Origin of the sequence: Myxacorys almedinensis A (genome assembly GCF_010091945.1) — a bacterium.
Lineage (GTDB): Bacteria > Cyanobacteriota > Cyanobacteriia > Leptolyngbyales > Leptolyngbyaceae > Myxacorys > Myxacorys almedinensis.
Genome location: NZ_WVIE01000007.1, coordinates 24,432 through 51,218, shown reverse-complemented (window position 1 = coordinate 51,218; position 26,787 = coordinate 24,432). Strand labels below are relative to the sequence as shown.

The 26,787-nt window shown below is 52.2% G+C and carries 26 protein-coding genes; 13 read left to right on the top strand and 13 right to left on the bottom strand.

Annotated elements, in window-relative coordinates:
- Positions 1-25 precede the first annotated feature (25 nt).
- A complete protein-coding gene (locus tag GS601_RS07600; RefSeq protein ID WP_162422672.1) occupies positions 26-751 on the bottom strand; it encodes a hypothetical protein in 726 nt (241 codons plus the stop codon).
- Positions 752-997: 246 nt separating this feature from the next.
- Between GS601_RS07600 and GS601_RS07595 the strand changes: the two genes are divergently transcribed.
- Positions 998-1,519 carry a GNAT family N-acetyltransferase gene (locus tag GS601_RS07595; RefSeq protein WP_162422671.1) on the top strand — a complete coding sequence of 174 codons (522 nt, stop codon included), beginning with the start codon at positions 998-1,000 and terminating at the stop codon, positions 1,517-1,519.
- 76 nt (positions 1,520-1,595) lie between these two features.
- Here GS601_RS07595 and GS601_RS07590 read toward each other — a convergent pair whose 3' ends face one another.
- From GS601_RS07590 to GS601_RS07575, 4 genes are all read right to left on the bottom strand, one after another.
- On the bottom strand, positions 1,596-2,054 hold the full coding sequence (locus GS601_RS07590) for a DUF4332 domain-containing protein (RefSeq protein WP_338016987.1): 459 nt from the start codon (positions 2,052-2,054) through the stop codon (positions 1,596-1,598).
- Between the two features lie 33 nt (positions 2,055-2,087).
- Positions 2,088-2,255, bottom strand: a complete 168-nt coding sequence (locus tag GS601_RS07585; protein WP_162422670.1) for a hypothetical protein — start codon at positions 2,253-2,255, stop codon at positions 2,088-2,090.
- A gap of 95 nt (positions 2,256-2,350) precedes the next feature.
- Entirely contained in the window at positions 2,351-2,884 is a 534-nt protein-coding gene (gene uraD / locus GS601_RS07580; protein WP_338016986.1) for a 2-oxo-4-hydroxy-4-carboxy-5-ureidoimidazoline decarboxylase, read from the bottom strand.
- 29 nt (positions 2,885-2,913) lie between these two features.
- Positions 2,914-4,047 (bottom strand): glycosyltransferase family 2 protein, encoded by a 1,134-nt coding sequence (locus GS601_RS07575; protein WP_202924944.1) that lies wholly within the window; start codon positions 4,045-4,047, stop codon positions 2,914-2,916.
- Positions 4,048-4,531: 484 nt separating this feature from the next.
- Between GS601_RS07575 and GS601_RS07570 the strand changes: the two genes are divergently transcribed.
- The 4 genes from GS601_RS07570 to GS601_RS07555 all read left to right on the top strand — a co-directional run bounded on the left by GS601_RS07570 (position 4,532) and on the right by GS601_RS07555 (position 7,790).
- Positions 4,532-5,275 (top strand): response regulator transcription factor, encoded by a 744-nt coding sequence (locus GS601_RS07570; RefSeq protein ID WP_162422667.1) that lies wholly within the window; start codon positions 4,532-4,534, stop codon positions 5,273-5,275.
- A 185-nt stretch (positions 5,276-5,460) separates the two neighbouring features.
- Positions 5,461-6,678 (top strand): DUF790 family protein, encoded by a 1,218-nt coding sequence (locus GS601_RS07565; RefSeq protein WP_162422666.1) that lies wholly within the window; start codon positions 5,461-5,463, stop codon positions 6,676-6,678.
- Positions 6,679-6,739: 61 nt separating this feature from the next.
- Positions 6,740-6,883 (top strand): hypothetical protein, encoded by a 144-nt coding sequence (locus GS601_RS07560; protein WP_162422665.1) that lies wholly within the window; start codon positions 6,740-6,742, stop codon positions 6,881-6,883.
- Positions 6,849-7,790 (top strand): GNAT family N-acetyltransferase, encoded by a 942-nt coding sequence (locus GS601_RS07555; RefSeq protein ID WP_162422664.1) that lies wholly within the window; start codon positions 6,849-6,851, stop codon positions 7,788-7,790. Before GS601_RS07560 ends, GS601_RS07555 begins: the two co-directional genes overlap by 35 nt.
- 56 nt (positions 7,791-7,846) lie before the next feature.
- Here the strand turns inward: GS601_RS07555 and GS601_RS07550 are convergent, their stop codons facing one another.
- The 4 genes from GS601_RS07550 to GS601_RS07535 form a co-directional block, all read right to left on the bottom strand.
- Positions 7,847-9,085, bottom strand: coding sequence for a DUF4336 domain-containing protein (locus GS601_RS07550; RefSeq protein ID WP_338016985.1), 1,239 nt, complete (start codon positions 9,083-9,085; stop codon positions 7,847-7,849).
- 43 nt (positions 9,086-9,128) lie between these two features.
- Positions 9,129-12,011 carry a pentapeptide repeat-containing protein gene (locus GS601_RS07545; RefSeq protein ID WP_162422663.1) on the bottom strand — a complete coding sequence of 961 codons (2,883 nt, stop codon included), beginning with the start codon at positions 12,009-12,011 and terminating at the stop codon, positions 9,129-9,131.
- Positions 12,012-12,114: 103 nt separating this feature from the next.
- Positions 12,115-13,395, bottom strand: a complete 1,281-nt coding sequence (locus GS601_RS07540) for a DUF1822 family protein (protein WP_162422662.1) — start codon at positions 13,393-13,395, stop codon at positions 12,115-12,117.
- A 111-nt stretch (positions 13,396-13,506) separates the two neighbouring features.
- On the bottom strand, positions 13,507-14,172 hold the full coding sequence (locus tag GS601_RS07535; protein WP_162422661.1) for a sigma-70 family RNA polymerase sigma factor: 666 nt from the start codon (positions 14,170-14,172) through the stop codon (positions 13,507-13,509).
- Between the two features lie 252 nt (positions 14,173-14,424).
- Between GS601_RS07535 and GS601_RS07530 the strand changes: the two genes are divergently transcribed.
- Positions 14,425-15,345: a hypothetical protein gene (locus GS601_RS07530; protein WP_162422660.1), complete on the top strand. Its 921-nt coding sequence runs from the start codon at positions 14,425-14,427 to the stop codon at positions 15,343-15,345.
- A gap of 110 nt (positions 15,346-15,455) precedes the next feature.
- Here the strand turns inward: GS601_RS07530 and GS601_RS07525 are convergent, their stop codons facing one another.
- From GS601_RS07525 to GS601_RS07515, 3 genes are all read right to left on the bottom strand, one after another.
- Entirely contained in the window at positions 15,456-15,695 is a 240-nt protein-coding gene (locus GS601_RS07525; protein WP_162422659.1) for a 2Fe-2S iron-sulfur cluster-binding protein, read from the bottom strand.
- 185 nt (positions 15,696-15,880) lie between these two features.
- Positions 15,881-17,356 carry a cobyric acid synthase CobQ gene (cobQ, locus tag GS601_RS07520; RefSeq protein ID WP_162422658.1) on the bottom strand — a complete coding sequence of 492 codons (1,476 nt, stop codon included), beginning with the start codon at positions 17,354-17,356 and terminating at the stop codon, positions 15,881-15,883.
- A gap of 122 nt (positions 17,357-17,478) precedes the next feature.
- The gene (locus tag GS601_RS07515) at positions 17,479-17,970 is read right to left on the bottom strand and encodes an Npun_F0494 family protein (protein WP_238393141.1); all 492 of its coding nucleotides are present in this window, start codon (positions 17,968-17,970) and stop codon (positions 17,479-17,481) included.
- 521 nt (positions 17,971-18,491) lie between these two features.
- On the opposite strand from GS601_RS07515, the gene GS601_RS07510 reads away from it, so the two are divergent.
- Both GS601_RS07510 and GS601_RS07505 read left to right on the top strand, forming a co-directional pair.
- Positions 18,492-19,619, top strand: coding sequence for an SIS domain-containing protein (locus tag GS601_RS07510; RefSeq protein WP_162422657.1), 1,128 nt, complete (start codon positions 18,492-18,494; stop codon positions 19,617-19,619).
- Positions 19,620-19,691: 72 nt separating this feature from the next.
- On the top strand, positions 19,692-20,726 hold the full coding sequence (locus tag GS601_RS07505) for an S-layer homology domain-containing protein (protein WP_162422656.1): 1,035 nt from the start codon (positions 19,692-19,694) through the stop codon (positions 20,724-20,726).
- 66 nt (positions 20,727-20,792) lie between these two features.
- Here GS601_RS07505 and GS601_RS07500 read toward each other — a convergent pair whose 3' ends face one another.
- Positions 20,793-22,058 (bottom strand): type IV pilus twitching motility protein PilT, encoded by a 1,266-nt coding sequence (locus GS601_RS07500; RefSeq protein ID WP_162422655.1) that lies wholly within the window; start codon positions 22,056-22,058, stop codon positions 20,793-20,795.
- A 370-nt stretch (positions 22,059-22,428) separates the two neighbouring features.
- Between GS601_RS07500 and GS601_RS07495 the strand changes: the two genes are divergently transcribed.
- From GS601_RS07495 to GS601_RS07475, 5 genes are all read left to right on the top strand, one after another.
- The gene (locus GS601_RS07495; RefSeq protein ID WP_162422654.1) at positions 22,429-23,565 is read left to right on the top strand and encodes a DUF58 domain-containing protein; all 1,137 of its coding nucleotides are present in this window, start codon (positions 22,429-22,431) and stop codon (positions 23,563-23,565) included.
- A gap of 60 nt (positions 23,566-23,625) precedes the next feature.
- Positions 23,626-24,057: a DUF309 domain-containing protein gene (locus GS601_RS07490; protein ID WP_162422653.1), complete on the top strand. Its 432-nt coding sequence runs from the start codon at positions 23,626-23,628 to the stop codon at positions 24,055-24,057.
- A 177-nt stretch (positions 24,058-24,234) separates the two neighbouring features.
- A complete protein-coding gene (locus GS601_RS07485) occupies positions 24,235-24,783 on the top strand; it encodes an LptA/OstA family protein (protein ID WP_238393140.1) in 549 nt (182 codons plus the stop codon).
- 42 nt (positions 24,784-24,825) lie between these two features.
- A complete protein-coding gene (gene lptB / locus GS601_RS07480; RefSeq protein ID WP_162422652.1) occupies positions 24,826-25,554 on the top strand; it encodes an LPS export ABC transporter ATP-binding protein in 729 nt (242 codons plus the stop codon).
- Between the two features lie 26 nt (positions 25,555-25,580).
- A complete protein-coding gene (locus GS601_RS07475) occupies positions 25,581-26,744 on the top strand; it encodes an LptF/LptG family permease (RefSeq protein ID WP_162422651.1) in 1,164 nt (387 codons plus the stop codon).
- The last annotated feature ends 43 nt before the right edge of the window (positions 26,745-26,787 follow it).

Genomic DNA, 26,787 nt, shown 5'->3' with positions numbered 1-26,787 from the left:
AATTGACGAACGTGAGCCAACGCTACTAAAATCTACGCCCCAGTAAACGCTGCTTGACGCCTTCTGCGATCTTTTGCCCCAAATATTCCGGGATCAGACTTTCGTTTGGACCTAATAAGTAAAGAATCAAGCGAGTTCGCCCCCGCCAAACCAGTAAGTTAGCATTTACCACCAGCAGATCTTCTTGCCAAATCGCGTACATCACTTTATAAAACAGCCCTGGCTGGTTATCTGCCTCAATCAAAAGCGCAGGCAAGTGAAACACCGGATCGACATAAAACTCGGTTTCAACTTGTTCTAACCCGGCATCTAGGTTAAATTCAACCGCCAACATCTCTTCGACTTCAAACCGCCCTGCCAGCGCTTCCCGAATCGCCCGACACACATTTTCAGAGGTTTTATCGGTTAACGCTTTGCCACTACGAGACACGATCAGCTTGATAAACACCAGCATCGGCGGATAAATCTGCCCATACAAACTCAGACTATGAATCGTTAGCCCATAGGCAGCCAGCACCCCAAAAATATCGCTGAGCAAAAACGACTGGTTTCGATAGGCAAAGTGCAACGCACTTTTGTTGCCTTCAGGTTTTAGCTCAATGACCGCTTGCTTGGTTTGATAGAGTTGGTAGGCAAGCCTGAGGTTCTGAAGCTGAATCTCGCTGCTGACAAATTGCTCGTAGAATTGGGGAAACGCCCGGTTGAAGCGCTTTAGCAGTTCTAAGGTTGTTGGTTTTAAGCCCAGAGCCATAATTGAAGGTAGGGATGCCCACTAGAGTAAATGCATAACAACGAGACGCTCGTTTTGATCAGAAAAAACGGTTATCAGTCAACGGCTATCAGTCAACATGGTATGAGTTAGCAACGAGGGAGGTTGGGAAAATCTCGAAACATGCTGTTTGAGAGAGCGATATCCGGAGAATCGGGGAGATATACTATCTAGTACTTGATTTAATCTAGTACTTGACTTAACTGTTGCTACCTTCACTACGCTCGCATGGGTTTTTGGAAAAGCTTATTTAGTGGGACTGATGCCCCCTCGACTACCAGTGCTACCGCACCTGAGCGTATCGCAGTGGAAGGATCAGGCGATCGCGCCAATTCACGGGTATTTTTTAGTACAGAGCGGGAAATTGATCTGTACGAGCTAGAAGAGTTGTGTGATGCGGTTGGGTGGTCGCGACGCCCCTTGAGAAAGGTGAAGAAAGCCATCCAGCACAGCTTTCTGGTGGTTTCGATGTGGGAACAACGGGGCATGCAGCGCCGCTTGGTCGGGTTTGCGAGGGCAACGTCTGACCATGCATTTAATGCCACCATTTGGGACGTGGTTGTGCATCCAGAGTTCCAGGGCAAGGGAATGGGAAAGGCATTAATGCGATTCATGATTAAGAAACTGCGCGGCGAAGACATTAGCAACATTACGCTGTTTGCTGATCCTCAAGTGGTGAATTTTTATCGAACATTGGGGTTTATGCCCGATCCGGAAGGCATCAAAGGAATGTTTTGGTATCCAGATTAAAGGTGGAGACTCTCGATTACAGAGTTCCCTGAGTTTAGGTCAGGGGAGACGTTTTGCGAAATTCTTGTGATCAACCTTAACGGAGCCGTCGGGCTTGCCCCACCCAGCGATTGATTTGGTCGATCGTTGGACAGAGATCGCGGCGCTGCATCATCGCAACTTGAAGTTTGAGCATTTGGCGATGCAGTCTGGCGATCGGGGTTTGAACGAGTTGAGTAGGAGAGACAACCCCGGCATGAAGGAGTAAACCGCAGTGCTGGCAGCCCACACTGGGAATGCGGGCGAGGTCAGCGAGGGCAATCCACTTATTGATATGTTGGATATGAGTTTCGAGGGTGCTGGCGAGAATGCGGCGTTTTTCGGGGGTGTGCCCAAGGCTGAGGAGGTTGAACGTGGTGCGGATGCCGTGGGCGTGGAGCCGTTTGAGATCGGTGCTGCTGAGTCCGGGGAGTTGATCGATCGACCAGTTAGCCGAAGGAACGCTGTTGCCTGGCGGATGCATGGGATTGGGAGTTGGTCTGGGGGTAGTCGCCACAATGCCCTCTTTGCGATGGGATCGAATTCTAAATTATACTTGCCGACTTGAGGCGGTTGCGACGTAAGCTCTGAGCGATCGCACGCATTCTAGATGGCAGTGCCTTAATGGATCAGTCGGCATCAGCACGATCAGCCCTGTTCTCAATCTGGGAATACGAAACGCGCGCTCAGGAGCAATTTTACGGCTGATGATAGGCATTCGAGAGCCAACAAGTTTAGAAGCCCACCATAAGTTAGAAGTCCACCTAAGCGAAGTGTGTTATTGAAGCATGGGAGCAGAAGACTGGGTATGGCTTACGGCTGCACGCAATCTGCGAGGCGAAACCAAGCGATGCGACAAATCTGGGCGAGAGCCTGGTTTATTTCTGCGTCTCGATCGTGCTGCAATCGTTGCTGAAAGGCGGCGAGAATGGTTGTCTTCGTGTGGTCTTTAACCGCGATGATAAATGGAAAATTGAACTTGTCTTTGTAAGCTTGATTGAGGGATTGAAACTGCTCGTATTCGGCGGACGTGAGTTGATCGAGTCCTGCTCTGGCTTGTTCTTTGACTGAGGCATCTGCCATTTTTGCTTTACTGCCCAAATCTGGGTGAGCGCAGATCAGCGCGAGTTGCTTGGCTTGGGGCATTGCCTCAACCCTCGCTACCATTTTTTGGTGTAAGTCTGAGCGATCGCAGAAGGGACGCTGTTGATAAGTGTGAGCCGCGATCGCAGGGGTTTCTTCAAATACAAATCCTACTGCATCTACAAACGCCGTTTGATCCATGGCGTTTAACGCTGTGATTGAATATGCCATGCTCGTTTGCTGACCCAATTCCACCCATTCCACCCCACAACAATAACGGAAAGTAGGAGATTTTATCGTATGCTGGCTGGGTTGACAAGGCTTCTTCCGCGCCATGTCCATCCCCAGCCGGTTTCTACTTTGATGATCGATGCGATCGCGATCGCACTGACGAGAAGCCCCCCTAACCCAGTTAGCCACCAGGAGCGAAGCGGAATATTCGTCAGGTGTTGGGTGAGTTGCCGGATGCTGTAGTGCAGTCTGATGCCGATGAGCGAGAGTGCGATCGCGGCGATCGTCCAACCTGTGAAAGAGTTTGTCACCCCTTCGATGACAGCAATTAGCAACCCAAGCCACGGAACAGTAAACACCAAAATCGTGATCAATGCCGTGTAGAGCGTGCGCCGCCCATTGCGCTTTGAGCCTAAGTGCCAATTTTTCGTCCACCCCTCCCACAGTGCAGAAAACGACTGATACATTCTTACCTGGGCAAGGTCATGTCCTATGCCATACCAGAGTTTGAGTTGGTGTTGTTTGATGCGCCGCCCTAGCTCAACGTCTTCTAGCACATAGTCGGCAACGGCACGATGCCCCCCAATTTGCTCGTAGGCGCTCCGCCGAAACAACATAAAGGGTCCAACAGCAAACACAGTTTCGCTGTGAGGATCGTTTACCTGATCAAACGCATAGCCTGCTGCCAGCAAGTTGGCAATAATGGGCTGAGCCAGCCATTCGGCAAAACAGCCGCAGAGGATCGTCAGCCAAAACGTGAGCAAATCGACCTGTTCTTTTTGAGCAAACGCAACGGTAGTTTCTAGACATCCTGGCTGAAGTTGCACGTCAGCATCTAAAAATAGGAAATAATCGCCAGTTGCCTGCTGCACGGCTTGAGTACACGCCCAATTTTTTCCCATCCAATGGTGATCGGTGGGGCGGGGCTGTCCGGTAATGAGATGCAGCCGGTTGTCTTGGCGAGAAGCTTGCAGGAGTTCTACGATCGCGGCGGTTTCATCTGTAGATTGATCATCGATCACCAAAACTTCTAATTGCTCGACGGATAAATCTGTACTTTCTAGCACAGAAGTCACGCACGCTTCGATAGTGCAGGCTTCGTTGTAGGCAGGAATAATCACCGAAATTTTTGGCAGTGAAGTTTTTGATAATTCCTCTAGCGAGCGATCAGAGCCAGAATGGGGAACGAGAGACATCGCTTGAGATGCCGAGTGACGGAGATTTTTGGAAAAGAGTGCGATCGCAGTAATCGAAACCCCAAGTAGGACGCACAGCGCTATCACAATAAAAGCAGCCTATAAAATAATGCAAACCGTTTCTGATGCCGATTGAAATCGCGATCGCAACAGCTAACCCTACCGCCAACGACACCTTCCTTCATCCACCAAAGTTGGGGGGAGATGCCATGGGTCGCGATCGCCCATCAAATTGGTAAATTGGTTTTACCTTAACCTAAATTAAGGCGCTTCAGCGGCACTTTTCACGCCAATTTAGGCGCTGTGTCACCTTAAAATCAGCGCTTAAGTTACGAATGATTAATTTCTAAGGAGTTAAATTTCTTTCGTATTCTTAGCTTTATGCGACGAAAGAAATAGAATCATTGCGTATAATCTGAACAGGAATCTTCATATCTGTAGATTTCCTGTTGAACACACGTCCTTTTAGCAGAACGACGATATAATGCCTCGAATCCTCGTTATAGATGATGATGCTGCCATTTCTGAGTTGGTTTCCGTCAATTTAGAAATGGCTGGTTACGATGTCAGTCAAGCTGGCGATGGCATTCGCGGGCAGGCGATGGCGTTGCAACTCCAACCCGACCTGATCATGCTCGATCTGATGTTGCCACAAGTCGATGGATTTACCATTTGTCAGCGATTGCGACGGGACGATCGCACCGCAGATATTCCGGTGTTGATGTTGACTGCCCTAAGCCAGACTTCCAATAAGGTAGAAGGCTTTAACGCAGGCGCAGATGACTATTTAACAAAGCCGTTTGAAGTCGAAGAAATGCTGGCACGGGTTCGGGCATTGTTACGTCGCACCGATCGCATTCCTCAAGCGGCAAAACACACCGAGATTCTGAGTTATGGGCCGTTGGTGCTTGTACCAGAGCGGTTTGAAGCAATTTGGTTTGGGCAGACGGTAAAGCTGACGCATTTAGAGTTTGAGTTGCTGCACTGCTTGCTTCAGCGTCATGGGCAGACGGTTTCTCCGAGCGAAATTTTGAAGGAAGTGTGGGGCTACGATCCCGATGATGATATTGAAACGATTCGGGTGCATGTGCGTCACTTGCGAACCAAGCTAGAACCTGAGCCGCGCCATCCGCGTTACATCAAAACGGTTTATGGGGCGGGCTATTGTCTAGAGCTACCGGGTGAAGGTGCCCAAACAGAAGATTTGTCGTCGTCGCTCGCAGAATAGGCAGGGGCGGCGATCGCGGCGGCATAAGCTGGATCATTGAACTATAAATTTATTCATTAAGTTGTTGTCATTTTCATTAGCAGTAACGTGTCAAAAGCGTGTCAATAACGTGCCAATAAGGTTATTTTTATAAAAAATATTACAATGCTAAGTTTCTCGTCTGCATTGTACACAGCGTTCGCGATATGTTGCCCACTGATTTGCTCATGCACCGATTTAACGGTGAAGAATTGGTTCCAAAGCGGCTAACGCTTGATCAACAGACCCTTGCGATCGCAGCAGATCTGATCGGCTTATTTCAGGCTGCCAAGGGTTGCAGCAAAGGCAGCCTCAGCCAGCAGCTTTTGGAACTAGAAGGCGAAGAAACAGACTATCGCCTCAAACGCGGACTTGCCCATCTGCTCAACGGCTCATTTAGCACGTTTGAAACGGTTAGCCCGCTTGATCCACCGATGCTGCGCGATCGCGTCTTCGCGCTTTCTGCTGAAGCTGTGCCCAGTCTGGCTGCCACACAACGTACGATCGCAACGATTGCCGATGTGCTCACTCAAGAATTTGGACACGAGGTGTTGACCGAGCAGGTTGAATCTGGACTGTATGCCGATTTACCTGATAATCAAATTCTGATGAACTTTGATGCCCCAACCCCTGAAGCGTTGTTGCATCGCTATAACCTATCGCAAGTGCAAGGCGTTTTTTATCGTGCTAGTCACCTGACGATCAACGCTCATCGCAACGATCCGGGACAATATAAACTCCTGTTTCGCTACGTCAAATTATTTCAACTGATGACGTATATCGAAGGCGATGCTGATCATGGCTTTACCCTGACGATAGACGGACCAACGAGCCTGTTTAAACCTTCGACGCGGTATGGACTTGCGATCGCAAAGCTTCTCCCTGCTCTACTCCACGTCACAAAATGGAGCATTTCCGCTCAGCTACACCTCAACGACAGCTATTCTGGTAAATCTCGTCAAGGGCGCTTTGCCCTCGATTCTGAGTGCGGATTGGTCAGCCACTATCCCCCCGGCAAAACCTACGATAGTATGTTGGAAGCAGGGTTTGTGGAGCGGTGGAGCAAAACCAAAACGCCGTGGCGGCTTGAACGGGAAGTGGATCTCATTCCAATTCCGGGGAGTGTGATGATTCCCGATTTTCGGGTGGTTCATCCCGATGGGCGCACATTTTTGCTAGAAATTGTTGGCTATTGGCGACCGGAGTATCTGAAGAAGAAGTTTTCGCAGGTGCGCCAGTCAGGACGGGATGATCTGGTGTTGGCAGTATCGGAGCGCCTCAACTTGGAGAAAGCAGGGGTGAAAATTGCGGATACACCAGCGCGAATTGTTTGGTTTAAAGATCAGCTATTGCCAAAGACAGTATTAGAAGTATTGGATAGATAGCATCAAAGATCTCGTTTACTGAATCAGCGATCGCACAACTGCTTTCATGGTCAGTGCTTTCATGGTCAATTCTTCTATGGTCAATATAGATGAAGAAGCCACGATCGCTCAAAACATTGGAGTGAGAATAAAAACTACTCGCAAAACCCATGTAACTCGCAAACAAGGATATGACTCTCACCATCCGACTACTCCGCGAGAATGAACTGATCGACGCAGAACAACTCGTTCGGCTTGCCTTTGGCACCTTCGTCGGGCTGCCCAACCCAGACGAAATGTTTGGCGATGCTGCCTACATTCCTCACCGTTGGAAAGCAGAACCCGCCTCGGCGTTTGCGGCTGAGCTAGATGGAAAACTCGTCGGCATAAATTTAGCCAGGCGCTGGGGAAGTTTTGGATTTGTTGGTCCCTTGACCGTTCACCCAGAATTATGGAATCAAGGCATTGCCCAAAAACTGCTAGTTCCGGTGATGGACTACTTTCAACAGTTGAACGTTGAGCAGGTCGGGCTGTTTACCTTTGCCGCGAGTCCCAAGCATCATGCGCTTTACCAAAAGTTTGGATTTTGGCAGCACTATTTGACCTGTGTGATGGCAACGCCGATTACTCCCTCTTCTCAGGTTTTAGAGCACGCCCGATATTCTCAACTCAGTGAGCGCGATCGCGCGGCTGCACTCACGTCCTGTTTTGAAATTACAAACGAGATTTTTGCAGGCTTAGAGGTTGCGATCGAAATTAACACCGTCCAGGCTCACAACTTAGGGGATACGGTGCTGTTGTGGGATAAGGCAGAACTAGCTGGGTTTGCGGTGTGCCATGCTGGCGCGGGCACAGAAGCAGGAAGTCATCGGTGCTATGTCAAATTTGCAGCCGTCCGTCTTGGAGCAAGAGCAGGAGAGCGATTTGAGCAACTGCTTGATTTGTGTGAAATGCTAGGCGCAACGCTGGGCGCATCATCGATTGTGGCAGGGGTAAACACTAGCCGCAATGATGCATACCGCAGAATGATTGCACGAGGCTACCACACTGAGATTACAGGAGTGGCAATGCTAAATCCGCTCGCGCCTGCGTTTAACCGCGCGGATGTCTACGTTTTAGATGATTGGCGTTAGGTTCGATTTGAGCGGAATTGACGCAGGGTTGACGATCTGAGACAGGGATTCGATCGCTAGATTTTTTCTTTAGCTGGGGGCGTGATGCCGCGTTTGCTCAATTCCTGATCTACATCGTTTAGCAAGCCAAAATCGGCTTCGGGTAAAAGGGCACGATCGCAGAGGGGCTGGCGTTCTAGGAAGGCGAAGGCTTGCCGAAACTGCTGCGGCGTGGCGGAAATGGGTGAATCGAAGTGGCAAGGAATCACCCGCTCAAAGTTCCAACTGGCGACGCGATCTGCCCATGCGATCGCATCGTTGGGAATGCGATTTAAGATCAATCGCTGCAAAATAGGCGCAACAAACAGCCGCCCTTCTCCCCGCAGGGCTTCAAACGATCGGTGCCAGTCGGCTCTCCAGGTATAGGGAAACCAGCCGAAATAGTTTTTTCTGGAGCGATCGAGCGCGGTGCGGGCGGTTTTAATCGATGGAAGAAGATCCATGATTTTTAAGGCACTGGGATTGAAGTAGAAGGCAAACAGCGAAATCCGATGCCACCCTTTGCGGCGGTTTTCTGGCGTGTCTTCGATGCGATCGCTCGCTCTGTCTTTGGCATGGTAGAGCAAAGGGAACGGATCGAGTTGAACGATCGCAGGCGGCTCATCGGGAATCGAAACCACAGCATCGGTCACCAGCAGGGAGCGCGATCGCGGGTGGAAAAATGCCACCTCTTCAAACGGACCGATGCCCAGCGCCACCGGACCCAAAATGGCATACTCAAACTGATCACCAAACGGCGTTTCGCGGCTGTCTTGGGGCAACACAACGGTGCGACTTGCCGGAAATCCGAGCCAACTCAACGGCAGATTGAACGGAAAGCTCCACTGATGAGGAGCAACAAACACTTGAGCTTGAGGAAACCGCCGCGCAAACGGAGCGACAAACACCTTATGCTCTAAGCCCGAAACCGTGGGCAAAATGATGTACCTTACCTCCCCATGCTCGGCGACCAATTCATTCACTAATCGGATGCATTCTGAGGTTGGGGCAATGGGCGCATAAATCAGCAGCCCCCCTTGATCGAGTTTCACAGCTGTCATGCGAATCGGCGTGACTACGTAGAGAATGCCTTGGATCTGGTCAAACGTCCAAATCGTGTCTCTCACCACTTCGGTGCAGAGGGTGCGGCGCTGGCTGTAGGGGTAGAGCGGCAGCGTGAACCACCATAACCAATTCCAATCTTTAGAAGCGGGGTTGAACGTCTTTACCTTGCCCTGTATTGCCATTGTCGGTGCGATCGCTCCTTCTGCGCTCAACCATAGCTTTCACTCAGTCTTCAGTTTCTCATGATCGTTTCAACTAATGACGCTGAAGTTGTTCCCAAGTCAGATCCGATGCAGCCGAACTTTGGTAGAGCGTCGGCAGCCACGTCGCGTAAGGAAAGCGATCTTCTAACCCCTGCAACGTTTCCCTCGCCTCCCGCACGGCTTGGGAGAGAGCAGCCCCTTGGGAAAACCGATGCAGGAAATGCCTCAGAAACGCCTGAGCCACCAAATCGGGGACTGGCTCTCGCATGACGATCATCTGAGGAATGTGTAAATCAGCCAGGTCGTGGGCTAGCCCCAAACCATCGCAAGAATTAAACACTGCCAAACTCAACCCGTGGGCGATCGCCGTGTTTAACCCATGTTTAAGCTGAGCAATCGTCAAGCGATCGCGGCGATTAATCGACATCTCTCCGGTCTGGTGGTCTGCCTGAGTACAACTGTGCCCCGCAAAAAAGAGAATATCCCACGGTTGCGCCCAGAGGTGATCGCTAAGAGCTTGGCGCTGAGGTTCGACTAGAAAGGTAACCTCGGCGGTGGGCAATTGATCGAGCATGGCTTGATCGGTGTTCAGATCAATGCCGGTGCTATCTCCCAAAATGGCTAAGATCTTCACCCTGGAAAGAGGCAAGCTAGCAACGGGTGGCACCCGCGATCCTTCGGAGTTTCGCAGGGCAAATCGCCGCACAGACTTTTGTTCAAAATCTGGACTGCTCAGGGCGATTTCGGCGGTGGGGTAGCGATCGCAAAAGTCCCAAACATGAAAGGGCAGTCGCCGCAGTTGACAATCGTCTGTTTGCAAGATGATCCGAATCGAGTCGGAGGGCGCAAGTTGCTCTAACAGCCGTTCTTTGAGCGAGCGAAAAGAATCTGCATTCAGCCAATGATTCAGGTGGTGCTTGAGGTGATGGGCAGCGCGATCGACCTCACCAAGTTCCACAGGGTCACACGCTTGAAAGAACTCTTGGCGGCTCACGTTTGTAACCTGCGTGTCTGGAATCTCCAGGCGAGAAGGGGCGTGTAGACATCGGCGATATGCCCGTTGCCAGTCGTTGTAGAGGCGCGGCAAGTCAGGATTTGCCGCCAGTCGCCCTTTCGTCCATTGCATCAAGGGGCGCTCTGCTCCAATTTGCAGCGTGACGGGAAATCCGGTGTGCCAATCTCCCGCCCCGATTTGCAGCACCACGAGTTTGCTAACGGTGTTAAGCGGGGTCGGCTCTGTCTGCGCGGGTCTAGCCGCCATCACCTGTGCCACGTCTTTCCAGTCGGCTAGCTGCTCACGGTACAGCCCGATTTGTTCATCTTTTGCCCGCAATTCTGCCTGATATTTTGCCTCAGTTGCCTGCAATGCCAATCCGTAATAGTGGGTGAAATCGGCATGAAGTTTTGCTTTATCCGCTTCCGCCGGCACATCCACCCGGACAACGACGGCTCCGTTGCGTTTCTGCTCAAGACTGCGAATCGAGAGGACAATTCCGTCATTCTCAACCCGGAGTTGATGGAGAGAATAATTGAATACTTTCTGGTTGATGCCGTTGCGAAACAGGAGATCGATCGTGTGGATCATCTCTTGAAACAGGTCAGCAAAATCTCCGGGGGCAAACGTGCCACTACTGGGACGCCGTTCGTGCTGAGGATGGCGGAGATAAACGTAGTCGCACACGACTTGCTCAAGCTCGGTTGTGCTGTCAATATTCCACGCTTCGATGCAGGCTCCGGTGAGGGTGGCGTGGCGAAAGGTTGTGGCGATCGCGTGCGCTCTGGTGAGGTTGGCGTGCGCTAAGCAGGCTCCTGCTAGCGTGGCGTCGCTGAGATCGGCTTGGCTTAGATCCGCGCCTCTGAGGTCTGCTCCTGCTAGGTTTGCGCCTCGCAGATCTCGCCTCGCATAAGACGTGTGACCGCCTTGATGGGTCGTGACCAAAGCACGAATTTGCGGATCAGCCAAGATCGTGTTTTGCACTTTGGCGCGATCGAGATGTTTGGCTTGATAAAAATTGGTCTGGGTGAGGGTGGCGTTGCTCATGTCTGTGCTGTTGAGCCGCGCTTGAGTAAAGGTGGCATCTGTGAGATCGGCATTGCGAAAACGGGTTCCACCGATGGCACTACAGGCGATCGCACGGCTCCAAACCGCTGCAAATTTTGGGTCGCCTGCCAGCGCTCGTCTACTGAGGTAGTGGCTTAACCCTGCCCCCGCCAAACTACCCACAATCGCCGCGATCGTGGCTTCTGACATTGCCGATAGCCTCGCATTAGATACCGTTCCCGTGGTGATCACGTTCGCAACTGCCAATCCGACTACGATGCCAATGTTTGCGCCGGGGGCACCGCCCACCACCATCATCACCGCCGTGAGATACCCCGCTATCGTTCCAGAAATCACTCTGGCGGCTGTAATGGCGATCGCACAAACGCCAACAATTGCGATCGCAACCACTGCCGTTACCGTCACCGTGATCGCCCCTGCCGCCACGCCATCTAGCGTTTTGGTGACACTACCAAGCACCGCTCCCAAACTTACTCCTGCCGCGATCGCACCGCCAAAGGCAGCCCCCAACCCATAGCGCATCGTCACGATAGAGAGAATCAGGCTCAGCCCCAATACCACCCCGGAGGCAAGCACTTGATCAGAACTGAGAGAATAGGGAAACAGCAGATAGGCTGCAAATATGGTCGTAAACGTTGAGGCGAATCCAGCTAGGGCAGCTAAACCAAGGGCGGCAAGGGTTAGGCGCAGGGCTTGAAAAGCCGTCAGCCCAGCGCGAGCATGGCTGAACCTCGCACCGACGAGCACCGCTTGCGTAAAATCGGCTCCCCGCAGATCGGCATGACTAAAGTTTGCCCCCACCAGGTTTTGACCTTGAAACGAGCGCCCTTGAAGATTTTGATGGGAAAAGTTAGACGACGGAGCAGATGGCATAGCAGACTACATCCGCGATCGCGACATCAATCGACATCATCATAGTGGACGACAGACTAAGCGGCTGGCTATTCTCCCAACGGGTACGGTTGCCTACAAAAAATTAAATCACGAAATGTTCGGTGATGCTGGCTTCCCCCAGGGTGACGCGAACGCTAAATTCTTCCCCCGGTTCACCGCTCAGTTTCAGTTGTAGACAAATATCTGCCTGCCGTGCCACAATTTCCCGCAGCGATCGTCCAGACTCATCCAACAAAAGCAGGGTTAGGTTGGGCGGAAGAAATGCCTCAGGGCGCGTCGGGTAGACTTGCAGCAACACCCCGACTTGACCATTCGCTTTCTGAACGATCGCCACGGCTAGCGCGATCGCTTGACCCGCGATTTGCATCCCCAGATCAACTAATTTGACATGTCTCACGCCTGCGGCAGTGTGGTCTGGTGCAACGTTCCAGAGGCTCTCGACGGCGCTCCAGAGGGTTTCATCATCCTGAGCAGTTTGGATCAGGTCAACCAAGGCTTGAATGGCATCTGAGTTACCTGAGGGCAAAGGGTCTACAGGGAGACTGCGGGTGGCAATCGGCTCTGCACCGTATAACATCGCCAACCCCGCCATTTCTGCTTTCCATCCTGCTAAGAGGGACGGCAATCCTGCTTTGACGGTTTTTTGCAACCATTGGCTTAAGGCAATCGGCACCCGATCAGATGCCAGTTCCCGTTCGAGGTGAATGGCTTCATTCAAAAGGGCATGGGTTAGCTGAAGCCGCTTTTGTTGCGATCGCTGGGCTGCCACGGGCACCGTCAAAACATCGCTCCAGGCAACCTCGTGATCATGAAAGCGCTGAATCGTTGGATCGTTCTGAGCCGAGGTTGTTCCGGCGTGCAGCCCCAGGAGATCGAGATCGGGCGGTGGAGCCTCTACAACGCCGTGCGCGTAATCCCCAACCGTCATCAAGCCATCGTAGATCAAACGAGACAACCGATATCCTACGGCGCGCAAGAGGTTACAAATCAGCATTTCCTGCACATGCCAGGTTTCTGCCAGTAGGTCTTGCCCCAACCCAGAAAAGCGGCGGGGAATCAGAATATCGACATCACTCAAGAACTGCGTTTCGACCGACAGCACCATGACCGATGCCGCCTGCCACGGTTCATCAGCCTCATCAAGCTCTGATTTGGGCGCAGTCACAATCATGACATAGCGAGCAGAGCCGCCCTGCAAAAACCGATACGCAGGCTCAGCGTACAGCCGTTGTTGCTCTTCGCGAGACAGGGGTATGGGGCTGCGAAGGCGAGGGCTAACCTCCCAAATCTCACCAGGTTGAGGCATCTGAGCGGGATCAGGCTGGGATGGGGTAGACATGGTGTTGCTTTGGTCTACAGACATGGCTGACTCTACAAAACAAAATCTAGATTTGCACTTGGGCGGCTTCTGATTGCGATTTCTAATTATTATTAACGAATCCTAATCCAACGATATGCCAAACCATCACATCGTTTACCACTGAGCCATCGATCGCGTGCGGTTTACCTTTTGGGTTCGGAGCGTCTCGTGTTCGCGCTTCAGCGTAGACGGTTGCCCAAGTCCCAGCGTTTCAGCAACGTTGCCCACGAGTTCCTTCCACCGTTTAGAAACCTCTCCCTGCGTAATTCCTAATTCTTTCGCCAACCGAGTTTGCGTTGTGCTTTGAATTTGCCCCTGCCACAGTTTGAGATAGCCCCGGTCTGGGTGGCGGCGATCAAGGTCAGCGATCGCGGCGATCGCGCTTAATACCAGTTCCGATCGCTCTAAGCTATCGAAGGCATTCAACTCATCTGCGATCGTATCGAGCAACGGCACATCGGTTCCCGGAAGGGCAGTGTCGAGACTGGCGCAGGAGCGATGCTTTTCTTTGCGGACAAGATCGATGATTTCAAACCGGGCTACGGTCGTTGCCCAACGGGAAAACTCTACCACCCCTCCTTGGCGAAACTTCCCATCCCTCAACGCTTGCAGCACTTTCATCTGAGCCGCTTGCGCTGCATCTTCCCACGCGATCGCGCTGCCACGAGTTTGCTTGCGAGCAATCCGCTCTACCCGGCGGCAATGAAGAGGATCAATCAACAGCGATTCGTAGAGATGAGGCTTACCTAAATGAGGTTTAACAGTCAGTTGAGAAACCATACAAGAGCATCCTTCCTAGAAATGGAGCCGGTTCGGAAGCCAGATGAATAGGTAAAAGACTCTGCTGAGAAGAATTTTGTTTCTCAACGAGCGGTGTCTAGATCCACAAAATCTTTTCACCAATTTCGGAATAGTTTCTCTCGGTTCTCCGTTGTTAGAAGTAGCGGTTGTTAGACATCACGACTGTTAGACATCACGACTGTTAGATATCGCCACAATCGCAGCACCCTTTCTCACCTTAGGAGAACTCTCATGATCAAGTTACAAGCCTTGCCTTTATTGCTATTGCCGCTGTTAGCCTCGGTGCCGCTTCGTGCGATCGCGCAGGTCAATCCTTCCTCAGAAGTCCGCTCGGTGCAAGCCACCATTAAAACGGGCGGCGATGATCTCCGGGGTGGAGCGGTTGCCTACGGCACGATCCGCCTTCGCAATGGCACAACCTTGCCAAAAATTATCCTAAATGGCGGCAGACAATGGCGCAACGGTTCCACCAATACGGTTTCACTTCCCCTCCCGCCAGGAACACGATTAGCTGATTTAAACTCCGCTTTATTTACCCTGGAACAAGATGGCGCTCCCAGAAATATCGGTGAGACTTATAACAATTGGAACGTAGATGCTGTCAAAATCGCGACGCCTTCCACTCCTGGTCGTTGCTCTGGTGGGGCACAACTGATCAGCCGGACAGGGCGACCGCTCGTTCGCCTAACAGGAGAACGCACCTTTTACACAACTCCCTTCAGCACTCCCCCTTCAGTTGCTGGAACCTCTGCTTCCGCGCTACAAGTTAGGATCAATACAGGCGGTGATGACCTGCGGGGAGGAGCGGTTGCTTACGGCACGATTCGCCTTCGCAATGGCACAACCTTGCCCAAGGTGAACCTCAATGCAGGAAGAGGCTGGGGCAATAATTCCTCGCGTACGGTCACGCTGCCTCTGCCATCAGAAACACGGCTCAGTGACTTAGCGACCTTCACCCTAGAACACGATGGCGCTCCCAGAAATGTCTTTGAGTCTTACGACAACTGGAATGTCGATGGCATCAGAGTGACGACACCGAGAGTGTGCTCTCCTGCTACGGCTGGAGTGACTCTTGCCAATGTTTCTGGAAGACCGTTTGTGCGGTTGACGGGAGAACAGACCCTTAAAAATATCCCCCTGAGACTGCCGTAAGACGGGTGAGTGAGCGTTGCTAGCCCTGGAGATTGCCCTCTGCCCACAAGAGACGGATCAGGGACGAGGGCACATCCAGGGTTTAGTTAAGCCACGATTGTAAGTCGGCTCTACCAAGTGGGGTCGAAAAAAAGATTAACCGTTAGTTTGTCTCGTCCCGGCGGTACCGAGGAAATACAGCTACACACCGACGCTTCACCATCGATCTCAACCTCACAAGCATGACAAGATCCCATCAAGCACCCCGTGGGAATCGAAACCCCTGCCCGGTCTGCCACCTGAAGCAACGGTTCTCCGACCTCGGCCGCCACAACCACATCATCTGGCAAGAATCGAATGCTAACGCTCATGACGAAATTTTAAAGAAATATCTAAACGCGACAGACTGCCCGTCTCCCTAAGTTTAGTCTAGAAGCAAAGGACAAACAGGTCTGTGCTGCACGGAAGCTGTAAGCGGTAAGGGCACATTTGGGATTGCTGATGCGCTTGTGTTTTGGGCAGATGTTTTTTGGGCGAAATTGGTTTACAGATAGGCTTACTGAGGCAACACGGCTTTGAGATCTAGGTGAGGCGCGATCGCATCTGCTAATTGATCTAGCATCAGTTCTCGCTGCTCGCGGTAGTTAGCAACCCCGGTTGGCAGAGACTTGAGACCCCGCTGCTGCCGCAACCGATTTAGCCATGCCCGCCGCCACGGACCATTATCAAAAATGCCGTGGAGATAGGTTCCCCAAACCGAGTGAGAATCATCGACCACGCCCAGGTTAGAATCGTCGAATAACGCTTGAATGCCGCCTTCCGCTTCGATCAGTCGCGTCCGCCCTTGATGGATTTCGTAGCCAGCAACCGGCAACCCTTCTTGAGGAAAATTAGAGGTAACGCTGCGCTGGCGGGCAATCTTCTGTCCTGCAATCACGGTTTTGAGTGGCAGTAAACCCAAACCGCGATAGCGCCCTTCGTGCCCTTCGATGCCTTCAGGGTCAGCCAAAATTTTGCCGAGCATCTGATAGCCACCGCAAATGCCAAGCACGGTTCCGCCTGCGGCGACGTAGTTTTGAATTTCGTCTGCCATGCCGGTTTTGTGCAGCACGATCAGATCAGCGATCGTTGTTTTCGAGCCGGGCAAAATCACCGCATCAGGATGCCCTAACGCCTGTTTGGGATGGAGATACTTCACGTTCACCGAGGGTTCTGCTTCGAGCGGATCGAAGTCAGTAAAGTTGGAAATGCGCGGCAAGCGCACCACCCCGATCGTTAAGTCGCTCTTTTTACTATCGGTGGTGCCGCGATCGAGCAGGCTGAGAGAATCTTCTGCCGGAAAGGATTGATCGAGCCAGGGAATCACGCCAATGACAGGAATTCCCGTCCGGGCTTCGAGCCACTCGATCCCCGATTGCAGCAGCGATCGCTGCCCCCGAAATTTGTTGATAACGATGCCCTTGATCAGCGATCGCTCATCAGCATCAAGCAAATCTAACGTGCCAACAATGTGAGCAAACACGCCACCCCGCTCAATGTCTGCCACCAAAATCGTGGGCGCATTCAAATGCTTTGCCACTCGCATATTGGTCAAGTCGCGATGCTTGAGATTAATTTCAGCAGGGCTTCCGGCTCCTTCGCACACCAAAAAATCAAACTCTTCGCCCAACCGCCGCAGCGAATCTTCGATCGCTTGCCATCCAGCCTCAAAAAACTGCTCATAATATTCGGCAGCACCACAGCGACCCACTACCCGCCCTTTCAAAATCACTTGCGAGGTCATGTCCCCTTGAGGCTTGAGCAAAATCGGATTCATCTCCACCCAAGGCGGAATTCCGGCTGCCCACGCCTGTACCGCCTGCGCGTAACCAATCTCGCCACCATTGGCTGTGACATAGGAATTGAGCGCCATGTTTTGCCCCTTAAACGGAGCCACGCGAAATCCTTTTCGTGCCAAAATGCGGCACAAAGCGGCGGTAATCAGGGATTTTCCAGCGTGGGATGTTGTTCCCACAACCATGATGGCTTTCATTCAAGAACCTCCGGGGCAACCTGAGCATTTGGGGATAAAACGTCGGAGCGAGGATGGAATTGCTGATCAATCTCGAAAAATCTCCCAGTTTTCCCTAGAAAGCGGGGCGAAGATCTCCCCCCTTAAAACGGCAACCTGATCCAGCGACTCACTGCATTGTAGAAGCGATCGCTAAAACTGGGTCGAAAATCTACTCTGCCTTCGGCTTGCCACCTATGCACAAGCTGCCGACCAAGGGGAGTCAGGCGGAAACTGTCGGTCAGCCCTTGCCCGTCTACTTCGCGCCGTAGCAGACCCACCTGGATCAGCCAAACAAGTTCGGCTTCGGCGGCAAGCTCGGAAAGCGGGCGGGTCGCATATTGGTGTCGAGCGCTCGATAAACCTGCGCCTCCCCCAGAGTCTACGCTAATCGCTCCCAACGACACGCTCTGAGTGATCATTTCTGCATACAGCTTTAGCCGAAATGGCGCACACCGAACGGCACGAGCAGCCCTATCGATCGTGGGTTGCGAGTAGCGAATAGAAGTAGGAGACGGAGTGAGGGTCATTCTTAGTAAAAGCCGTTGAGGACGCACCCACATAATATAGGGGCGAAAAATAGGGGCGAAAAACATGGGGGTGAGCAGACCTTAACAAAAGGTTATGTCTCACTTTATAGTATTAGCAGAGTAGTCTTAGCAGAAAGACCGTCTTAGCAGAAAAGCAGTCTCGTCGTTTCAGTGACCTTGGTAACATTTCCCACAGTAACAAGAAGATCCGGGCTTTTTAACGAAGAATAATCAAGAAACGCTGATGCACGCCAGCAAACCAAATTTCAGTTAACTCGTTTTTTAAAGCTGATTCTTGGATTTTTGAATCAGGTCTTCATAATCTTGTACGGTCTAGCTGACCGAGTAGATTCGGGATGCCCCAAACAAAATTGGCGGGGTTGTAGCTTGTATCGTTTTGAGAAAGACAGAATCTAGGTTGGCATTAGCTAAAACTGAATTCATGGCAAACCATTGAAAGATCACTGAAAATTGAGGTGACCTGATTGGCAAATACGCTTGGTATCAGCCTACTCAGGATCGGTTTGCGCGGTCTAGATACCAAACCCTCGATCAAACCAATGACGAAGCCAGTAAAGGACAACCAGATGGCTCTACAGAGAGAGTTTCAGCATTTTATGCTCAAGGAAATCTACGAGCAGCCGGAGAGCATCGGTCGAGGGGTCGCCCAATATGTTGCTAGTTTGGGTTCTTCTGCCCCATCCTTTCACGCTCTGCCAGAGGCAAATTGCTTTGAAGAAATTCAGATTCTTGCCTGTGGAACCAGTCTGCACGCGGCGCTAGTGGGGCAGTTTGTGCTGGAACAAGTCGCCCAAATTCCAACCCGGGTGAGATCGGCGTCAGAATTTCTCGCTGCGCCCTTGCCCGTAACCCGCCAGACGTTGCTGATTGTGGTGAGCCAGTCGGGCGAGACTGCCGATGTTTTAGCCGCTATGAGGCTGGCAAACCAACAGTCCAGTTCGGGTCTGGCAGGGTTCAAGGTTTTCGCTATTACCAACAATTCCCATAGCGCGATCGCACAGCAAGCCGACTATGAACGGTCGGTTGGGGCTGGCGTTGAGAACAGCGTTGCGGCAACCAAAACCTTTACGGCGCAGCTAGTGTTGTTCTATGGTTTGGCGTTGGCGTGGGGGCGGCAGCGCGATCGCATCCCCGATGAGCAGTGGGTAACTTGGCAATCTCGCATGGCAGCACTGCCCTCGCAGGTAGATCAGGTGTTGCAGCAAGACGATTCCATTGCCGCGATCGCGCGGTCTCTAAAACACACCAACCACATCATTCTTTTGGGAACCGGAATCAACTATCCGATCGCGCTAGAAGGGGCACTGAAGTTAAAAGAAACAACCTATACCCATGCCGAAGGGTATGCAGCAGGAGAATTTTTACACGGTTCAATCGCGCTGTTAGATCACACAATTCCAACGATCGCGCTCTGTCCTACTCCACCGTTTCGGTCAGACCCTTCTCTAGAAAACCCGCCGTCAGAGGGGGGAGATCAGATGCTCAAGGTTACTCAAAGAATTCGTCGCAATGGTAGCGATGTGATTGCCATTGGCGGTTCTGAAGCCGCGATCGCGCTGCCGTTGTGTGATCAGCTTTTGTCACCGTTTCTGACCGTGATTCCTCTGCAACTTTTGGCATATCACCTTGCGATCGCGCGTAATATTGAAGTCGATCGGCCCAGAAACATCACAAAATCTCTCAACTCTTTCTAATGTCTCTGTTGTTTTAGATCGATTTGCTTTAGGATTTGGAGGAATAAATCCCTATGAGAGCTTGTCTCTGACATGACTTCTTCTCCAGATCCCCGCCGCGACGATCCCCTCTCCCCTGCTTCAGAACGCCGCCGACTGACAGCAGATGAATTGATTGCAATGGTTGTGGCGTTTCTCAGCATCGGCAGCATCTTTGCCTGGGCACTTACCCAAACCGATCAAGCCTTCGATTTTGGCACGCTGTCCCGCTCGGTGCTTCCATCAACCCCATCTCAAGTTCCTGCCACAGTGCCGCCGTCGCCCACAGCCGGGCTAGGAATACCCACTGCCCCGCAACCCTTCTCTACGGTTGCACCCGTCCCATCTACAGGTGGTGGTATCTTTGCGCCTGTCAGCCCACAGGTAGGAGTTCAGAGCCAAATTCCGGTCGTGCCGATCGTGCCGCCGTCTGCGATCGCGCCGTCACCCCTGCCAACTCTCACCCCTGCCCCCTCGGTTGCTCCCCTTCCACTCCCCGTGCCGAATGCCAGTTTACCAACAGGCTTTTCAGATGTGCCTGCCGACTATTGGGCAGCCGCCTACATCGCAGAATTAGCCCGCCGAAATGTAATCAACGGCTTCACAAACGGGACATTTCAGCCGAATAAGCCAGTGACTCGTGCTGAATTTGCCGGAATTTTAAGCAAGGCATTTGACAAGCCAAAAACTCAAGACCTCTTGCCATTCCGGGATTTGGAATCGGATTATTGGGCAAAAAGTGCGATCGATGAATCGGTACAAACCGGATTTATGAACGGCTATCCGGGTGGGGTTTTTCAACCCAATCAAGAAATTCCGATTCTTCAGCTTCAGTCAGCCCTAGCTACCGGGTTGAGCCTAGAGCCGCCCGCTCAACCCGAGCAAATTTTGGCACGATTTGAGGATGCAAACGAGATTCCAAAGTGGGCGCAAGGGAAAGTTGCCGCCGCCGTTGAATCTGGAATCGTGACAAATTATCCGTCGCCTCAACAACTTGACCCAACCCGAATTTCGACCCGGGCAGATGCCGCCGCCTTGGTCTATCGGGCAATGGTGAGGGATGGTCGGATCGCACCCAACGTTCGGTGAGGCAAGGTCGGTAGAGGCTGGATAGATCTACCGATGCTGGAGCTAAACAGCGAGTTAGGGCTTGCGTTAGGCAGGATGGTAAGACCGGGCGATCGGGTCAAATTCCCGGTGAGACGAGCGCCCCGGATCATACCCCTCATTTCGCACCCGACGACGCAAATCCCCGACGTCCGGAGAGGCGTTCACCGCATCATCAGGGCTGATTCTGCCTAGCAAAATCAGTTCGCAAAGCGCCTGGTTCATCACCTGCATTCCTTCATTTTCGCCCATTTCCATGAGTTGGACGGCATCTGTGTCTTCGCCTTTGAGCAGATAATCTTGCATCGCAGGCGTGTTGATCAAGATTTCGTGAACCGCCGTTCGGCGTCCATCGGTGGTGGGAAGCAACTGCTGAGAAACCACAGAGACTAGCGATTCCAGGATCTGAACTCGCATTGTGGGTTGTTCATCAGGATTGTAGATGTTGAGCAGGCGATTTAGCGTGCTGATGGCGCTCTTGGTGTGCAGCGTCCCCAAGACCAAATGCCCGGTTTGAGCCGCTTTCAGGGCAATATCTACCGTGATGCGATCGCGCATTTCCCCAATCAAAATCACATCTGGGTCTTCTCGCAACGCCGATCTGAGCGCCCCATGAAACTCGTGGGTATGCAGCCCCACTTCCCGTTGGCTGATCAGACAGTGCTTAGACGTGTGGACATATTCAATCGGGTCTTCGATCGTAACGATGTGCCGATGTTGAGACTCGTTGAGTTCCCGAATCATGGCTGCGATCGAGGTAGATTTTCCTGAACCCGTCGGTCCAGTCACCAAAATCAACCCTTGCTGATGGCTCACCAAATGTTTGAGCACAGAGGGCAAGCCAAGTTCATCGATCGAGGGCACAGCCAGCGAAATCAGCCGCAGCACCATTGCACCGCCCGTCAAACTCTCAAAACAATTTACCCGACACCGCAAAAACCCTGGATAGTAAATTGCTGTATCTAGCTCTTTCTCGGTGGCAAAGCGGTTTCGCTGTTCTGGGGTGAGGGTTTCAGCGAGATAGTGCTCAAATAATTCTGGGGTGACGATCGCCGCGTCGTTCATCTGAATCATCTGCCCTCGAATCCGCAGTCGAGGAGACTCGCCGACCCGAATGTGAATATCGGAGGCACGCTTGGCATGAGCCGCCTTTACCATCTGCTGTACCGTTGCAGGAAGGGCTTGCTTAGTCCGCATTGCCATTGTGGGGGGGGGTGGCGGTGGCGCACTGCTGGGTTCAGAGGGGCGGCGAACAGTGCCCTGATGGGGCATATCCTGTTTTGCAGCGTTGTCAAAAGGAGTAATGTTTGTCATAGTCACTAAAGCTGAATTCGTTTCAATAAGCTCTGGAGCAAATCAGTGACATCTGGGGGCGCAGACTCTGGGGGCGCAGATTGGGAGGCTGTGGGTAGATTCGCTTACTTTTTTGTCTAAGGTTTTACAACCGTATCCGCAATTCTAACGAGTTAATGTGCCGGGGTCATCAGTTTCAGAAAAGTTTGTGAATTCCTTAAATTCGCCGGGTTTGCAAAAGGGCGAATGGATCAATCTTGCTGCCTTACGTAGGAGAGGTATGTAGCCTGTATTTCACTAGCTTCCCCGTATATTTGCGGCTCGCAGATGGGAACGATGAATCGACAACGTGCCTTTGCAAAGCCTTCATGATTTGAAGCAATCCTGCCGTATGAACACTCGTATTTTCTCGTGGCTTGAAACTCGGTGGGTTGCCCCATCGTTTAGCGGCTGGCTTTTAAGCGGATTAGCCTGCTTTTTCTTTTTGGCTGCTACCAACACAATGGCGGGTTGGCTTTACGTCATCAGTGGGGTCATTTTTTCGCTGCTGGCGATCGCGGCGCGGCTTGCCAAACAAACGCTCCACCAGATCCAGCTTTCCCGGCGTCCGATTTTGCCTGTGAGTGCAGGCGATGCGTTGACTATCGAAGTGTTAGTGCAAAACGGAACCCCCAAGCGTAAAGAATTGCTGCAAGTTGAAGACTTGATGCCTTCGGTATTAGGTCAACCTGGGCGGCGAGTCGTTGAAACCTTGATGCCCCACGGAACCCATTACTGGGTCTATGAGCAGCCTGCTGCGAAACGCGGACTCTATCGTTGGTACACTGTGCGGGTCAAAACGGCGGCTCCGTTGGGTCTATTTTGGTGCCGGAAAGAGTTTGAGGTAGGCGCGATCGCAACGGTCTATCCCACGGTGCTACCGCTCTCTCGCTGCCCCCTGATCGACGAGCTTGGACGCGAACCCAGCCTACAAGCCAATCTTCATCAGCGATCGCACACGGCGACCACGGGCTTAACGCGATCGCTCAGACCCTATCGCTGGGGCGACGCTACTCGCATGATTCACTGGCGCACCAGTGCCCGCTACGGAGAACTGCGCGTTCGAGAATTAGAAACCTTCTCTAGCGGGCAGGAGATTTTGCTTTGCCTCGATAGCGCCAATTCCTGGGATCTAGACGCGTTTGAACAGGCGGTGATCGCTGCCGCCTCGCTCTATAGGTATGCCACCCGCCAGGCTCTCAACGTTCGAGTGTGGACGGCAGGCAGCGGCGTGATTGAAGGGGAGCAGACCGTATTAGAAACCTTAGCCGCGATCGCACCCGGCGAAGCCGCTCAGACTGACTATCTGCCCACCAGCCCAGTGGTATGGCTGACTCAGAATCCTTTGAGCCTCAACACCCTACCGGCAGGAAGTCGCTGGCTATTGTGGAACGCGCCTCCTAAAGAACCGATTACCCCACCCGGTCTCGTGATGCAGCCAGAACGAGCGTTGCACCATCAGCTACACGATCGCCCAACGTCTCTCTAAAGCCAGTCGAGAACCAAGACAAATCAGCTTAAATTTAAGCATGTACCCGTGGAAACCACCATGACCGAAGCGCTACCCGCCGAGTTTTGGCTTGGAGTCGAGCAATTTAACCAAGGCAACTTTTATGCGTGCCACGATACGCTAGAAGCCATCTGGATCGAGGCTGAAATCGTCGAGAAAAAGTTTTACCAGGGCATCTTGCAGGTGTCGGTAGCGCTCTACCACTTGGGCAACCACAACTGGCGGGGCGCAGTCATTTTGCTGGGGGAAGGGGTGCATCGGCTCCGAGCCTATCCGCCAAACTATGGTGGAATAGATGTCGAGCAGTTTCGGGATGCCGCCGCCGTTTTACTGGGGGAGTTGCAGACGCTGGGAGCAGAAAATGTCGATCGCATCGTGCTAAGCCAAGATTCTGCCCAAACAGCACCGCCGGGCGCGATCGTGCTTTGCCCCCCGATCATCCAGAAGACCAAACCCATCTCAGAAGAATGAAGTAGACGTTTAGCCTGCCCCGCACGGGTGAAACTTCATCGCGTCGCTTGCGTCAGAGACCTTATCTCGCTCAACTCTGCCAACCTTGAGGACGTGACTTTCCTAGAATTGTCTAAACTGTCTGTAGTGATATATTCGAGTTCATTGCGACTCCTGCTCAGCCCACCTCTTACCGATATGCGATCCTCTGCTATGCGCCGCTTCTCAATTCGCTCCTTTAGCACCTTTTTCCTGTCTGCCAGCTTAGCTGCCTCAGTCGGTGTGCTGGGCAACTCGTTTGTTTTTTCATCTAGCCGTTCTAGTGCGATCGCACAAACTGCACAGCCGCTTACCATTCGAGGGAACAGCACCGAAGCCAACGCCAGAACAGGGGTCGTCGTCGTCAAAGGAAATGTACAAATTAACTATCCGTCTCGGCAGATTCAGGCAACCTCTGCCCAAGCCGTATACTTTAGTAACGAACGGCGAATCGTGCTCAGTGGCGATGTGTATGTGCTCCAGCAGGGCAACAGTCTACGGGGAGAACAAATTACCTACCTGGTTGATGAGGGACGGTTTCTCGCCTTACCCCAAACTAACAGACAGGTCGAAGCGATTTACATGATTACAGAAGCACCCACGTCTCCCACGGTGCCTGCAACTCCCAATACACCTGCGATTCCCCGTCCTGCGCCAACGCCATTTAGTGCCCAGCCAGAATTTCCATCGCCTGCCCCAAATCGCTAGTCCGTCCTCTCCAGCACACTTAGAGGTTTTAGGAGTCGGTTTTTGAGGATTGTATTAGAAAACATCCATAAGTCCTACGGCGCGAGGACGATTGTTAACCGTGTCAGCCTCTCTGTGGGGCAAGGAGAAGTCGTTGGGCTGTTGGGACCCAACGGCGCAGGCAAAACAACGACTTTTTATATTGCAACGGGGTTAGAGAAACCCGACAGTGGCAAGGTGTGGCTGAACAATTTGGAAGTGACTCAGCTACCGATCAATCAGCGTGCTCATCTGGGTATTGGCTACTTAGCCCAAGAAGCCAGCATTTTCCGGCATCTCAGCGTTCGCGATAATATTCTGCTAGTACTTGAGCAAACCAAAGTTCCGCAATGGCAGTGGAACGATCGCTTAAATAATCTTCTCAAAGAATTTCGCCTGGAAAAGGTGGCAACCACCCTGGGGATTCAGGTTTCGGGTGGAGAGCGGCGGCGCACCGAACTAGCGCGGGCGTTAGCAGCAGGCATCGAAGGACCAAAGTTTTTGCTGCTCGACGAACCCTTTGCCGGGGTAGACCCGATCGCCGTTGCCGAGATTCAAGACATTGTGGCCGATCTGCGCGATCGCAAGATGGGAATTTTGATCACCGATCACAATGTCCGCGAGACGCTCTCGATTACCGATCGCGCCTACATTATGCGCGACGGGCAAATTCTCGCATCGGGCAACACCGAAGAACTCTACAATAATCCTTTAGTTCGCCAATATTATCTCGGTGATAACTTTCAGCCCTGATCGCTTCGTTCATTCCAATTTCGCCTATGTCTAGCTTTCCTAAGGCTCGTCCGGTGCGGCGATCGCTCATCTCAGTCCTCGATCGCTACATTGCTAAGCAGTTCGCGGGGCCGTTTGTCTTTGGGGTGGCGGCATTTTCGTCAATTTTGGTGTCGGTTGGCTCGGTGTTTGATCTAATCCGGAAAATGACGGAGTTGGGGTTGCCGTTTGCAATCGCCAGTCGAGTCTTTTTGCTGCAACTGCCCGAATTTGTGAGTTTGTCGTTTCCGATGGCAACGCTGCTCTCAACGCTGATGGTATACACGCGCCTCTCGACCGATAGCGAACTGATCGCCTTGCGGAGCGCCGGAATTAGCGTTTATCGGCTGATTGCTCCGGCAATCGTGCTGAGCTTACTCGTGACCGCGCTCACCTTTGGGTTTAACGAAGCGATCGTTCCTATGGCAAAATACCAAGCCTCGACTACGCTCGAAAGTGCGCTTAAAGCCGATAAACCCACGTTCCAAGAACGGAATATCCGCTTTGAGCAGATGAAAGACGTCAAGCAGCCGGATGGCACAAAAGTTCAGATGCTGCAACGGCTGTTCTATGCACGGGCGTTTGATGGACAGCGGATGCGCGGCTTAACAGTGCTTGATTTTTCTCAGGAAGGGTTGAATCAAATTATTACTTCAGAGTCAGCCGTGTGGAATGGCAAGCAGAGCACATGGGATTTTTATGATGGCACGATCTATATTGTGGCTCCAGACGGGTCATATCGAAATATTCTCAGGTTTGATCAGCAGCAAATTCAGCTTCCTCGAACACCACTCGATTTGGCAAGTCGTAATCCCGATTCGGCAGAGATGAATATTGAAGAAGTGCGGGAGTATCTCAAAATCGTAGAGCAGAGCGGTGATGAACGACGGATTCGTAAACTGCATCTGCGGATTCAACAAAAATTTGCTTTTCCGTTTGTGTGCCTGGTGTTTGGGCTGACGGGGGCAACGCTGGGTATTCGTCCTCAACGGGCAGGTAAAGGCACGAGCTTTGCGATCAGCATCTTGATTATTTTTACGTACTATTTGCTGTCGTTTATTTGCGATTCGTTGGGGCAGTTGGAATTGTTGACCCCGACGATCGCAGCTTGGTTGCCAACGATACTAGGGCTATCGGCAGGCGCAATCTTGCTAACGAGAGCAGCGAGATGAGATTTTGCGTCACACGGAGGGTGCTTTCACCGCGTTTAATCGT